This is a genomic window from Paenibacillus sp. 1182 (genome assembly GCF_017833915.1).
GTDB classification, from domain to species: domain Bacteria; phylum Bacillota; class Bacilli; order Paenibacillales; family Paenibacillaceae; genus Paenibacillus; species Paenibacillus polymyxa_D.
Genome location: NZ_JAFICR010000001.1, coordinates 146,117 through 158,648 on the forward strand (window position 1 = coordinate 146,117; position 12,532 = coordinate 158,648).

Sequence of the window (12,532 nt, forward strand, 5' to 3'; positions counted from 1 at the left end):
GCCCGACTTTTTGGCTATGATGCTAAAGAAGACTATGCAGAGGACTAACTAACTATGAAAAAGCTTAAAGTGAAATGGAAAAGAGCGCAAATTCATGAATTGAACGACCGCTTGCTGCTTTACAATTTGTATCTAACTCAGGGGCTGACCCTGCTGATTGGCGCAATCTGGATATTTTTTCAGAAAAGAAATTTGTTAGAACTATTTGCATTGCCGAACACTCTGCACGTCTTATGGTGGGGATTGGGATTGGCCGCCGCTATGTTACTTGTGGATCTGTTGCTATCCCGGATTATGCCTGAGGATGCTATGGATGACGGTGGTATTAACCAAATGCTATTTCAAAATCGTCCGGTTTGGCATATTATTTGTATAGCAGCTATCGTTTCTATCTGTGAGGAACTCTTGTTCAGAGGTGCGATTCAGTACAGCTTTGGTCCTTATTGGACAAGCATTTTATTTGCGGTGATTCATATCCGATATTTACGGCATTGGATTCCCACTGGCTGGGTTTTTCTTAGCAGTTATGGATTGGGCTACATATATGTGCAGACCGGTAGTCTGTGGGCACCGATCATTTGTCATTTTGTGATTGACCTTATATCTGGTTTAGCGTTACGTTTTCGGAGGTATGAAGAATGAATCAGGAACTTAGCAGAGTGCAGACCTATGGTAGCCGTCGAAATGGTCGCAAAGGCAAGGAAGAGGACAGGTCAAAATCTAAACCAGTTCGCTCCCGTGCTTCACGGCCCGTGCCAGAATTGGCTCACGTTGCCGCTGCACCAGAAGTTGCTGTGACGATGGAGGGTGACACTCCTGCCAGTGAGTACCGAACGCGGGCAGAAATGTTTCCGTCCCGCCGTATTCGGGTAAGCAAGTGGTTTTTAAATTTTTTGAGCACTCTTTTTGTGCTGATTACTGCAGCATTACTGTGGTGGGGCGTCAAGGGTGCACCACCCATCAGTGAAATGCTTTGGTAATATAAAGTTATTATGGACGTCTGTGCTTAGGTCAAGGCGCGTAATGATACGGCGAAAAAGCCTCCATCTCCACATGAATAACGGAGAATGGAGGCCTTTATTGCATCATCTATAGTTAATCCGGAGTATACGCAAGTGTCTACTAGCTAGCAGGAACCTCAATCCCTTGCGGATCGACAAATTGGTAACCCTTTTGCTCAAGGCGCGTCAATAGACTGTCCAGCGCCTCAGCTGTCCATGGCAGTTCGTGCATCAAGATATTGCTGCCTGGATGAAGTTGTTCTGTTACATTTTTGAGAAGTGCCTCCGTTTTATTAGGCTGATTCTTTTTCATTGTCCAGTCCAGAGAACCGACGGACCATGTCATGTATAGGAGACCGTTTTCCTTAGCGACCTTGCGACCTACGTCCCCGCCTGCACCATGAGGGGGGCGGAAGAAGACGGGGGCTTGGCCTGTAATGTCCTTAACAGCTTTTTGTACCGTTTCAATCTGTTTTTTGACCTCGGGCTCAGATTTATTCTTCAGCACGATGTGATCCCAGCTATGGTTGCCGATGGGCTGTCCACGGTCATGGATAAGCTTAAGCAACTCAGGATGCTTTTTTACACGGTAACCGTTTACGAAGAAAATTGCTTTCGCTTTGTGTTTGTCCAGTACATCTATGATTTTGTTAATCATGGCTGCTTCCTTAGGACCATCATCAAAGGTCAATAACACGACTTTTTTTTCGGTACCTTGTTGGTCAGGGATTACATTGTAAGCTTTGTCCAAGTGATACATTTTGTTATTGATAGTTGCAGATGTCGCAGCTCCTGTTTCGTTGCTTTCGCTGGTTTTATCATTTTGTGCATTGGTTTTATCCGCTGAGTTATGTTCATCACTGCCTGCTTGCTTACTGCTGTTTTTTGGGGAAGAGACGTTGCTCTGATCTTTGGCGCTGTTACTTGAGTCAGACGCTACCGAATCCTGCTGGTTGCTTGTTGCCGCAGATTCAGGCTTGGTTGCAGTGCAAGCACTAAGCAGCAGACATGCGGTGAACAAAATGGCTGCTGTTTTTGTACCCATTATTTCATCTCACCTTCCTGTATTTTATACCGTATGAGTTTGTCACTACTGACGAACACTATGCTTGATTCTACCACAAAGGGAGGTTCTAATTGTGAAAACATCTTCATTTTTCCTGGGAATCGTTTTGGGCGCTGTCGCAAGCTCTATGATCTCCCGTAACCGCAACATGTTGGGCTTATCTATGGACATAGGTGGAAAAAAAGGCGGCAATTTAGTGCAGCAAGCCCGCACTAAAATGATGGACGCGGCATTCCCCGGGATGGGCGAGATTACGCTCAATAAAGAAGACACCCATAAGGATCAAGACCATCATTCACAAACAGATAAAACCGCTTATAACGCCCATACTGCCAAGAACAAAGAAGAGAATATGAAGTTGATTAAAGACTTCATCAGCACAAGTCCCGATGTTAAACGTGAGGTCGAGCAAATTTTGAAAGAAACTCATACAGCCGTACCGGGATTGTAACCCAGAAACCTTTATTCCGAATCATTTTGCGGCTTTTTTGTAAAAGCCGTTCAAATGATTCTTTTTTTTATCTTTTTATTGCGTGCATTTACGATTATAAAATGATAACATGATTACATAGAACCATTTTCATCACAGGCATCATAATTGCATCATAATCTGTTAATAACACTCGGCTGCCAGGAGGAGGGTCCAGTATGAAAATAGAAAGATTAAGTCAGGACAAGATACGGATTTTCCTTACCTTTGACGATTTGAGCGAACGCGGTATTCAAAAAGACGATATGTGGCAAGAAATTCCTAGAGTTCATGAGCTGTTTACCGAAATGATGGATCAGGCATACAGTGAGCTGGGCTTCGACGCCACGGGACCGTTAGCTGTCGAAGTCTTTGCGCTTCCTGCTCAAGGAATGGTTGTTATCGTCACTCGGGGTAAATACGACCATCAACAGTATGGTTCGGGTCCCGATGAGGAGCTTCCAGAGGAAGTCTACGAAATGGAAGTCACGTTGGAGCATAGTGATTCCATCGTTTATGCGTTTAGCGATTTCGAAGTACTCATAGAAGCGGCTCATATGCTTCGTAGCAACACTACGGAAGCAGGTAAGCTGTATCATTATAGAGGAAAATGGATTCTGCATTTGGAACCAGAAGAAGTAGAGGAGTCCAAGCTTGCCGCTTTAATCGCGGTTCTTGCTGAATTTGGAGAAGGCTCATCCGTTACACCAGCTATGTTGGAAGAGTACGGCAAACTGGTCATTCCTGAACAGGCAGTTGCTGTCATCTGCACTCATTTTGACAGCCGTTCTTGATTCGTTTTATCAAAAGTGATATCGAAGTGAATTTGTCGGCTCTGCGCTGAAAGCAGAGCCGACTCATTTTTATGGAGGGATGATCGGTGCTTCTGTTTTCAGTTATAGCGGCAGCCACAGCGCCGGGTCTCGCCTTATTGATGTATTTTTACTTGAAGGACAGGTATGATTCGGAGCCACTGCACATGGTTATTAAAGTGTTTTTGCTCGGCTTTTTGGTGGTTCTTCCTGTCATGATTTTTCAACGAGGGCTGCTGCTTTGGCTAGGGGATCACACGTTAATCCAGGCGTTCGGCATTTCAGCCGGAGTGGAAGAGTTTTTTAAATGGTTTCTGTTGTATCACATCATCTATAATCATACCGAGTTCGACGAGCCTTATGATGGTATTTTGTATGCGGCCGCAGTCTCACTCGGATTTGCAACGGTTGAAAATCTGTTATATGCCTGGGCGGGCCATGCTTCGGTTAGCATGATGCTGATGAGATCATTGCTACCGGTATCCGGTCATGCGATGTTTGGCGTAATGATGGGCTACTACATGGGGAAGGCCAAGTTTTCAGAAGGCTTGAGGAGCAAATACATGTTGCTGCTGTCATTGGTGCTTCCATGGTTCTGGCACGGAGTATACGATTTGATTTTAACGAAATTTTCGCATGACTGGATCTGGTTTATCATTCCACTTATGGCCTTTCTATGGTATGGAGGAATGGCGAAGATCAGTCGGGCTAATAACCGTTCTCCTTTTCGTTTGTTAAAACGGGAAGAAAAGGTTAACATGTAACAAAATGGGACACACTGATCTGACAAACCTGTTAGAGAAAGAGGTGTCTTTTTTTGCGTATAAAAGTTAGAATTCATTGTAAAAGATGCGGAGAACGCTTTGTGCTGAGAGGACGCATAGAGCAAGGACAGATTCAGACCGGCTTTAAACGCTGTATTTGCGATAACTGTGAGTTTATTGTTGAAGTCATGGAAAACCATGCATAAGAGAGCTTTCTTCTTGTCACACTATCGGTAGTGTACTTGAAGAAAGGAGACTCCCAATATGTATAAGCGACTTAGTTCCGTATTGTTCCCGGTGGTTACCCTGATGATGATAGGAGCATTTGTGTGGGGTTATCAGCAAAGCCAGATGAGAAAAGAGGTGTCTCTTCAGGCAAATAGCATGTCGATAAAAGCGGAAAATCAATACCAGCGTGCGTTTCACGATTTGTCGTTTCATATGGATCAGCTGCATTCTCAACTCGGTAACGCGGTTGCTGTCCATAATACTTCACACGCGATGCACCGCAAATGTTTGATGAACGTGTGGAGGATTACAAGTGAGGCTCAAAATGAGGTTAATCAGTTGCCCCTCAATGTAATGCCTTTTAATCATGCTAAAGATTTGCTGTCACATCTATCTGCATTTTCGTATCAGACCGCTGTCCGTGATCTGGATCACGAGCCCTTAAACGAGAAAGAAATTTCGAACCTGAAAACGTTGTATAACAATTCCAAAGAAATTTCGAAAAACATGCAGGAAGTGCAGCAGAAAGTCATTAGCAAAAATTTGCGCTGGACGGATGTGGATATGGCGGCAGGTTCTCAAACTGGGCCGAAGGACAACACCATTATTGATGGCTTTAAAACCGTGGACAAAAAGGTGGAAAACTATAAAGAGCTGGATTGGGGACCGTCTGTAGCCAGCATCTATGATAAACGCTCTGTGAAAAAATTGAGTCTCCCGCCAGTAAATGCAGAACAAATTAAACAAAATGCTGCTGAATTTACAGGAAAACCGGAAAGTCAGATCAGGGTGAACGAAAACGGTAAAGGAACGGAATGGGCATCTTATACAGCTACCCTGCTAAATAAGAAGCAGCCTGTGGCCAGTATGGATTTTACGAAAAAAGGCGGCAAGCTTATTTCTTATCATGACATGAGGGCAGTAGGTCCTAAAAAAGCAACACGTAATGAAGCGATTCGCTATGCTAGTGAATACCTTGAACAAAAAGGTTACAAAGACATGAAGCCCGTTGCGTATGATGAAAGCGGGAATTTAGCTAACATTACATTTGTGAGCCAACAAGGGGATGTGATTATCTATCCAGAAAAAATCGCAGTCAGATCAGGCCTTGATAACGGACAAGTGATCGGTTTTCAAGCCAGTGATTATGTGTATGAGCATAGTCATCTCCGCCGCATACCGCAAGCGAAATTGAATTTGAATGCAGCACGAGCAAAATTGAATCCTGAGTTTCGTGAAACTTACCACCGTAAAGCCTTAATTGAAAATGAACTTTCGAATGAAGTTCTCTGTTATGAATTTGGTGGTAAAATCAATGGTTCCGTTTACCGGATATACATTAACGCCAATACGGGGATGGAAGAAACGATTGAAGAGGTTAAAGATTCAGATGAACCTCAGGTTACTGCAAGTAATGTCTAGTTAATTACATGAAAATGAATCAATAGTCACTCTAAACCTCCTTCATGAAGGAGGTTTTTTGTGCTTTAGTCATAGATTAAACAAATATTATGCTTAATATAGGCACAAAGTCGTGGTATTATATACCTTAATTAGAGCTTTTAATGGACAAGGATGGTGGATCATTTGTTTCCCAAAATTAATGATGTGTTATACATACAAGTGGCAGGTACTGACCATAAGGACGAGATTTTTGAATTTAAGTCTCGTATTGCAGAAGAGGAGTCACAGAACTTTTTAATTGAAATTCCTATGTCACAAACAAGTGGGCATTTGAAAAAATTGTTTCTAGGGGAAGAACTGTCTATATTTTTTTTGAGCGAGGGTGGGATTAAAAATTATTTTAATACCCACGTTACGGGTTTCAAAGAGGATATCCTCCGGATGATTCGTATCCACAAACCTGCTCCAGACAGCATCAGCAAAATTCAGCGTCGAAACTTTCTTCGGGTTAAGGCCAACTTGGAAATTGCTGTAAAGCATGGTGCGAACGAGTCCAGATTTGTAGCAGAGACACATGATGTAGGAGGTGGGGGTGTTTCTTTTCACACCCAGGGAACTCATCATCTTGAAGAAGGAGAATCATTGTCTTGCTGGATTTTAGTTCCATATAAAAACGGTACTCAGGAGCATGTTCCGTTCCAATCTGAAATTGTGCGCATTCAGCAGATGGAAAACGGTCGCAAACTCATTATGCTGAAATATGAGGAAATCGCTGATCAGGAGCGTCAAAAACTGATTAAATATTGCTTTGAAAGACAGCTGGAATTCCGGGGGAAATCTTAATCATCCGAAATTTTTCTTTTTTAGTAAACCTGTCGCTTATTTTGCATCGCCTATAAATGTGTGGTATAATTTTCACGTCGCAGGCAATGCCTGCTTTTTTCTTGAGGTTAGGTTAGGAGGAATTCCCTGTTGGCAAGGCAACATGTATCTTCAATTAACAAAATAAATGTAGCCATTGATGGACCTGCTGGTGCAGGGAAAAGTACAGTGGCCCGCTTGGTGGCGAAAACACTTTCTTATGTATATGTAGATACTGGAGCCATGTACCGAGCAGCAACGTGGTACATGATGCGTAAGGAAATTCCTGCAGAAAATGTACAAAAAGTGCTTCAACATGTACCTGAGCTGGTGATTGAATTAGTACCGGACCCCACAGGCCAAAAGGTTTATTGTAACGGGGAAGATGTAACCACTGTGATCCGTTCGATGGAAGTGACTAGCAACGTGTCACAGTATTCAAGTATTGCTGGTTTACGGACACGTTTGACTGAAAACCAGCGTGAGATGGCTGCACGCAAGGGTGTCGTTATGGATGGTCGCGATATTGGAACAACTGTACTTCCCGATGCGGAAGTCAAGGTGTTCATGACCGCAAGTGTTCAGGAACGTGCCTCCCGCCGTTTTAAAGAACTGAGCGAAACTGATGATATCACTCTGGAGCAACTGGAACGTGACATTGCGGCACGTGACAAGCTTGACGAGGAGAGGGAGGTATCTCCGCTTCGTTGCAGTGAGGACGCCATCGTGCTCGATACGACCCAAATGGGCATTCAGGATGTCGTTGATATGATCGTATCTTATTGCTTAACGGAGAAGGATGGAGAGATCAGCCAATGATATATACTGTATGCGCCAGTATTTTGCGTCTCATTTACCGCGTTCTGTTTAGACTTGAGGCGGTAGGCAGGGAAAATGTTCCTGCTGAGGGTGGAGTGCTGTTGTGTTCTAATCATATTAGTAATCTTGACCCTCCTACAGTTGGTATTTTGCTGAAAAGAAAGGTTCACTTTATGGCAAAAGCCGAGCTGTTTAATGTTCCTGTACTGGGTCCACTAATTGGGAAACTGGGAGCTTTTCCAGTCAAACGTGGCGGTGTAAGTAAGGAATCCATTAAGTTGGCATTGAACATTTTGCGTGATGGTAAGGTTATGGGAATCTTTCCCGAAGGTTCCAGAGGAGCTGGGGGAATCGGTAAAAAGGGTGCTGCAAGCTTTGCGCTACGCAGTGGAGCGGCTGCCGTTCCGGTCGCCATTATTGGTGATTACAAGCTTTTCCGTAAAACGAAAGTGTTATACGGTAAACCTGTCAATTTGGAAGCTTACCAAAAGGGTGCCGATATCGAAGGAGATCCAATTGAACTGGCAACAGAAGCAATTATGTCTCGTATTCGCACGATGAAGGAAACGGGTAAGCCTACGAATAACTGAAAGGCTTGTATGAATTGTGTCTAAGCTCGGAAAACTAGAACAAAAGTTTATTTATGTTTTGAACTCTGCCATGCGCAGGTTTAAATAAATGGTTTTTTTTGAATTGAGGAGGGTATTGACATGTCGGAAGAAATTAAAAATCAAGAAGCTGCTGAAGCGGCAAATCAAGACGAGCTCGATCAAATCGTCTCCCTGAAAAAAGGTGACACCGTTAAGGGTACAATCGTGAAATTGGAAGATAACCAAGCGGTAGTAAGCATTGGATATAAATACGATGGAATTATTCCAATTCGCGAGTTGTCTTCTGGTCTGGATAACGCAGAAGAAGCAGTACAAGTAGGCCAAGAGGTTGAAGCTAGAATTATCAGCATTGACGATGGCAAGGAAAAACTTGTTCTGTCCAAACGTGCAATCGACAGTGAAAATGCTTGGGAAAAGTTGGAGCAACTGTTCGAAAGCAAAGAAGTATTTGAAGTCGTTGTAAATGATGTCGTTAAAGGCGGCATCGTGGTAGACGTGGGTCTGCGCGGATTTATCCCTGCATCCATGGTAGAACGTCACTTCGTAGAAGATTTCAGTGATTACAAAGGCCGCACATTGCGTGTTGTTGTAAAAGAACTGGATCGTGAAAATAACAAAGTGATTCTTTCTCAAAAAGACGTTCTGGAAGCAGAATTCGAAGCCAACAAGCTTAAAGTAATGGCTGAGCTGAAAGAAGGCCAAGAAATCGTAGGTACGGTTCAACGTCTTACTCAGTTCGGTGCTTTCGTAGATGTTGGCGGCGTGGATGGTCTTGTTCACGTATCTGAAATTGCTTGGACTCATGTCGATAAGCCTTCTGATGCAGTTTCTGAAGGAGACCAAGTGAAAGTAAAAGTCTTGAAAGTAGATCCTGAAAAAGGAAAAATCAGCCTGAGCATGAAAGCTGCACAGCCTGGTCCTTGGGAATCGGCTGCTGGACAATTCAACAACAATGACATCGTAACAGGTGTTGTAAAACGTCTGGTTAACTTCGGCGCATTCGTTGAAATCGCTCCTGGCGTGGAAGGTTTGGTTCATATTTCCCAAATTTCCCACAAACACATTGGAACTCCACAAGAAGTTCTGGAAGAAGGGCAAGAAGTGAAAGTTAAAATTCTTGAAATGAATCCTTCCGAAAAACGTGTTAGCCTGAGCATTAAAGAAACTGAGGAAGCTCCTGAAGCTGCTCCTAAAGCAGAAAGAGCACCACGTGCATCTCGTGCACCTCGTGAGGAACTGAATAATCCTAACGTTTCCCTCAATAATTCCGGTCTGAGCATCACGCTCGGCGAGCGTTTTGGCGATAAGCTGAACAAATTTAAATGAGTTTAAATCAATACATTTTATAATATGCATAACGTACACCATCGGCGGACCCAGAGGGTTCGCCGATTGTTGTTACGTGACCATATCGCCAATAGGTATGTTTTTTGCTATGATGATAGCGGAAGAATTGACAGGAGGAGTGAATTTATGGCAAGACCCGTTGTGGCTATCGTTGGTCGTCCGAATGTGGGCAAGTCCACTATTTTTAATCGGATAATCGGGGATCGTTTGTCCATCGTGGAAGATAAACCCGGAATCACTCGTGACCGTATATACGGTATATCGGAGTGGAATGGTAAATCCTTCAGTATTATTGACACCGGCGGCATTGAGATTGATGGTGAGGATGTCATTTTAAAATCCATCCGTATGCAGGCCGAACTTGCAATAGAAGAAGCAGATGTAATTGTATTTATGAGTGATGCGAAAGCAGGAATTACACAGTCAGATGAAGAGGTTGCTCAAATGCTATATCGTTCGGGTAAACCGATCATCGTAGCTGTCAACAAGGTGGACAACCTCAGTCGCGCCGATCTGATTTATGAGTTTTATTCTTATGGATTTGGTGATCCAATCGCTGTTTCTGGTAGCCATGGTACAGGGATAGGCGATCTGCTAGATGCCATTACATCCAATTTGCCTGAGCTGGAAGAAGATCACTATGATGAAGACGTTATTCGTGTTGCCTTGATCGGCCGCCCGAATGTAGGTAAGTCTTCACTGGTTAACGCCATTCTGGGAGAAGAGCGGGTTATCGTTAGTGACATTGCAGGTACGACACGTGATGCAATTGATACACCTTTTGAAAAAGACGGTCAAAAGTATGTACTGATTGATACGGCAGGTATGCGTAAACGTGGCAAGGTATATGAAACGACCGAAAAATATAGTGTAATGCGTGCCATGCGTGCTATTGAGCGTGCAGATGTTGTATTGGTCGTTATTAACGGCGAGGAAGGCATCATTGAACAGGATAAGCACATTGCTGGCTATGCTTATGAAGCGGGTAAAGCATCGCTGTTTGTCGTTAACAAATGGGATGTCGTGGACAAGGACGACAAAACGATGCATCAGTTTGAAACGAAAATTCGCGATCACTTTTTGTTTATGACATATGCTCCGATTGTGTTCTTGTCTGCAAAAACGAAGCAACGCCTGCAAAAGCTGCTTCCTGTTGTACAGCATGTGGCACAGCAGCATGTGTTGCGTATTCAGACACATTTACTGAATGATGTAATTTCCGATGCGGTTGCCATCAATCCTCCACCAACAGACAAGGGACGTCGTCTGCGCATTAACTATGTGACCCAGGTTGCTGTTAAGCCGCCTACGATGGTTGTATTCGTAAACGATCCAGAAATAATGCACTTCTCGTATGAGCGTTATCTGGAGAACAAAATCCGCGCCGCCTTCAATTTTGAAGGAACTCCAATTCGAATCTTTACACGGCGCAAGTCTGACGAAAGTTAGGAGCGAATAGGTTGATTTTACAAATCGTTGCCATCGTACTCAGTTACTTGCTTGGCTCTGTCAGCTTTAGTTTGCTGTATGGAAAATTAAAAGGAATCGACATTCGCCAACATGGGAGCGGCAATGCCGGTGCGACGAATACGCTGCGTGTGCTTGGAAAAGGCCCAGCTATTCTGGTACTGCTGCTGGACGTTCTTAAAGGGGTTATTGCGGTACTAATAGGGCACTGGTTAGGTGGGGAATCATCCTGGGTACCGGGTTTGTGCGGCATTGCGGCGATTGCGGGCCATAACTGGCCGGTATATTTTCACTTTCGTGGAGGAAAAGGTATTGCGACTGCTATTGGTGTATTGGCATCGCTTGCCTTACTGCCCGCACTATATGCCGGAATCATTGCGATACTTGCAATTGTAATGACTCGTTACGTATCCCTTGGATCACTCATATTTGTCATTTTGACCCCTTGGATATTACTCGTGCTTGGTTTTGCATGGCCGTTATTCTGGACGGCTCTAATCATTTGTCTGTTCGCTGTGTGGAGACACCGTACCAACATAGTCAAGTTGGTACGGGGGAATGAGAATAAGCTTGGCTCCAAAGGAGGAGATCGTCTTGTCTGAGAAAATAGCTGTGCTGGTCGCGGGGAGTTGGGGAACAGCCCTGGCTTCCGTTCTTGCGGCCAATAACAACGATGTCTCTGTCTGGACGAGAAACGAGCAGCAAGCAGCTGAAATCAATGAGAAGCATACAAATGAGCATTATTTACCGGGCTCTATTTTGTCTGATCGCATTTCAGCTACAACTGATATGCAGACTGCGGTATCTGGTGCTAAAGCAGTGATAATCGTATCTCCTTCTGCTGCTGCTCGTCAGGTAGCACGTAGTCTGAAAGCTCATTTTAGCAAGGATATGCTGGTAGTGCATGCCATTAAAGGTTTTGAAACAGAAACGCTTAAACGTATGTCCACGGTGATCTCGGAAGAACTGGAAGTCGCGGAGGGCGATATTGCCGTGCTGTCTGGTCCGAGTCATGCGGAAGAAGTGGTGAGGAAATGTCCTACAACGGTCGTTGTAGCTTCCTCCAATGAGCAGGCTGCACAGGCTGCTCAGGGGCTGTTCATGAACTCCTACTTCCGTGTCTATACAAACCGCGATTTGCTCGGTGTGGAACTGTCCGGGGCGCTAAAAAACATTATCGCATTGGGTGCGGGAATGTCAGATGGGCTTGGTTTCGGTGATAATGCCAAAGCAGCTTTATTGACCCGTGGGTTGGCTGAAATTACCCGTGCCGGAGTTGAGATGGGGGCTAATCCATTAACCTTTGCCGGCCTAGCTGGTATTGGCGATCTAGTGGTCACGGCAACGAGCCGTCACAGTCGCAACTGGCGTGCAGGGTCACTATTAGGACAGGGCCAACAGCTTGATGATGTGCTGGAATCTATGGGCATGGTCGTAGAGGGGATTCGAACGACAAAAGCGGCATACGCCATCTCTCAAAAATTAGGTGTTCAGATGCCTATTACAGAGGTACTGTATGGAGTACTGTTTGAAGGACGTGACGTCCGTAAGGCCGTTGAGGCGCTGATGGGTCGCGACCCTAAGACCGAGATGGAAGTCATGCCACTTCAGACTTGGGAGCAATGGCATTCTTAAAGGCTCAGATGAGCTTTAATAATATAAAGGCTGTCTCATGGTAGATTT

Annotated in this window: 14 protein-coding genes; 13 read left to right on the plus strand and 1 reads right to left on the minus strand. The window is 44.4% G+C overall.

Annotated elements, in window-relative coordinates; translation table 11 throughout:
* The first annotated feature begins 54 nt into the window (after window positions 1-54).
* Both JOD82_RS00730 and JOD82_RS00735 read left to right on the plus strand, forming a co-directional pair.
* Window positions 55-642 carry a type II CAAX endopeptidase family protein gene (locus JOD82_RS00730; protein WP_069012705.1) on the plus strand — a complete coding sequence of 196 codons (588 nt, stop codon included), beginning with the start codon at window positions 55-57 and terminating at the stop codon, window positions 640-642.
* Window positions 639-980 carry a hypothetical protein gene (locus JOD82_RS00735; protein ID WP_029517314.1) on the plus strand — a complete coding sequence of 114 codons (342 nt, stop codon included), beginning with the start codon at window positions 639-641 and terminating at the stop codon, window positions 978-980. The genes JOD82_RS00730 and JOD82_RS00735 overlap by 4 nt, the downstream gene beginning before the upstream one ends.
* A 142-nt stretch (window positions 981-1,122) precedes the next feature.
* Here JOD82_RS00735 and JOD82_RS00740 read toward each other — a convergent pair whose 3' ends face one another.
* Window positions 1,123-2,046: a polysaccharide deacetylase family protein gene (locus JOD82_RS00740; protein ID WP_029517315.1), complete on the minus strand. Its 924-nt coding sequence runs from the start codon at window positions 2,044-2,046 to the stop codon at window positions 1,123-1,125.
* Between the two features lie 94 nt (window positions 2,047-2,140).
* Here JOD82_RS00740 and JOD82_RS00745 point away from each other — a divergent pair, with 94 nt between their 5' ends.
* The 11 genes from JOD82_RS00745 (at window position 2,141) to JOD82_RS00795 (ending at window position 12,484) form a co-directional block, all read left to right on the plus strand.
* Window positions 2,141-2,518 carry a hypothetical protein gene (locus JOD82_RS00745; RefSeq protein WP_029517316.1) on the plus strand — a complete coding sequence of 126 codons (378 nt, stop codon included), beginning with the start codon at window positions 2,141-2,143 and terminating at the stop codon, window positions 2,516-2,518.
* A 197-nt stretch (window positions 2,519-2,715) separates the two neighbouring features.
* A complete protein-coding gene (locus JOD82_RS00750; protein WP_013310751.1) occupies window positions 2,716-3,330 on the plus strand; it encodes a genetic competence negative regulator in 615 nt (204 codons plus the stop codon).
* An 86-nt stretch (window positions 3,331-3,416) separates the two neighbouring features.
* Window positions 3,417-4,112 (plus strand): glutamic-type intramembrane protease PrsW, encoded by a 696-nt coding sequence (gene prsW, locus JOD82_RS00755; RefSeq protein WP_165147009.1) that lies wholly within the window; start codon window positions 3,417-3,419, stop codon window positions 4,110-4,112.
* A 264-nt stretch (window positions 4,113-4,376) separates the two neighbouring features.
* Window positions 4,377-5,762, plus strand: a complete 1,386-nt coding sequence (ypeB, locus tag JOD82_RS00760) for a germination protein YpeB (RefSeq protein ID WP_029517318.1) — start codon at window positions 4,377-4,379, stop codon at window positions 5,760-5,762.
* Between the two features lie 165 nt (window positions 5,763-5,927).
* Entirely contained in the window at window positions 5,928-6,587 is a 660-nt protein-coding gene (locus JOD82_RS00765) for a flagellar brake protein (protein WP_029517319.1), read from the plus strand.
* Window positions 6,588-6,716: 129 nt separating this feature from the next.
* The gene (gene cmk, locus JOD82_RS00770) at window positions 6,717-7,424 is read left to right on the plus strand and encodes a (d)CMP kinase (protein ID WP_029517320.1); all 708 of its coding nucleotides are present in this window, start codon (window positions 6,717-6,719) and stop codon (window positions 7,422-7,424) included.
* Window positions 7,421-8,014 carry a lysophospholipid acyltransferase family protein gene (locus JOD82_RS00775; protein ID WP_069012702.1) on the plus strand — a complete coding sequence of 198 codons (594 nt, stop codon included), beginning with the start codon at window positions 7,421-7,423 and terminating at the stop codon, window positions 8,012-8,014. Before cmk ends, JOD82_RS00775 begins: the two co-directional genes overlap by 4 nt.
* A gap of 120 nt (window positions 8,015-8,134) precedes the next feature.
* Window positions 8,135-9,361, plus strand: a complete 1,227-nt coding sequence (gene rpsA, locus JOD82_RS00780) for a 30S ribosomal protein S1 (RefSeq protein ID WP_029517322.1) — start codon at window positions 8,135-8,137, stop codon at window positions 9,359-9,361.
* Window positions 9,362-9,508: 147 nt separating this feature from the next.
* On the plus strand, window positions 9,509-10,831 hold the full coding sequence (gene der / locus JOD82_RS00785; RefSeq protein ID WP_013310744.1) for a ribosome biogenesis GTPase Der: 1,323 nt from the start codon (window positions 9,509-9,511) through the stop codon (window positions 10,829-10,831).
* Window positions 10,832-10,842: 11 nt separating this feature from the next.
* Window positions 10,843-11,451 (plus strand): glycerol-3-phosphate 1-O-acyltransferase PlsY, encoded by a 609-nt coding sequence (gene plsY / locus JOD82_RS00790; RefSeq protein ID WP_029517323.1) that lies wholly within the window; start codon window positions 10,843-10,845, stop codon window positions 11,449-11,451.
* A complete protein-coding gene (locus JOD82_RS00795; RefSeq protein ID WP_029517324.1) occupies window positions 11,444-12,484 on the plus strand; it encodes an NAD(P)H-dependent glycerol-3-phosphate dehydrogenase in 1,041 nt (346 codons plus the stop codon). The genes plsY and JOD82_RS00795 overlap by 8 nt, the downstream gene beginning before the upstream one ends.
* Window positions 12,485-12,532: the final 48 nt, after the last annotated feature.

Coding starts and splice junctions, on each gene's coding strand:
- JOD82_RS00730 (WP_069012705.1), top strand. CDS start 55: ATGAAAAAGCTTAAAGTGAAATGGAAAAGAGCGCAAATTCATGAATTG.
- JOD82_RS00735 (WP_029517314.1), top strand. CDS start 639: ATGAATCAGGAACTTAGCAGAGTGCAGACCTATGGTAGCCGTCGAAAT.
- JOD82_RS00740 (WP_029517315.1), bottom strand. CDS start 2,046: ATGGGTACAAAAACAGCAGCCATTTTGTTCACCGCATGTCTGCTGCTT.
- JOD82_RS00750 (WP_013310751.1), top strand. CDS start 2,716: ATGAAAATAGAAAGATTAAGTCAGGACAAGATACGGATTTTCCTTACC.
- ypeB (WP_029517318.1), top strand. CDS start 4,377: ATGTATAAGCGACTTAGTTCCGTATTGTTCCCGGTGGTTACCCTGATG.
- JOD82_RS00775 (WP_069012702.1), top strand. CDS start 7,421: ATGATATATACTGTATGCGCCAGTATTTTGCGTCTCATTTACCGCGTT.
- rpsA (WP_029517322.1), top strand. CDS start 8,135: ATGTCGGAAGAAATTAAAAATCAAGAAGCTGCTGAAGCGGCAAATCAA.
- der (WP_013310744.1), top strand. CDS start 9,509: ATGGCAAGACCCGTTGTGGCTATCGTTGGTCGTCCGAATGTGGGCAAG.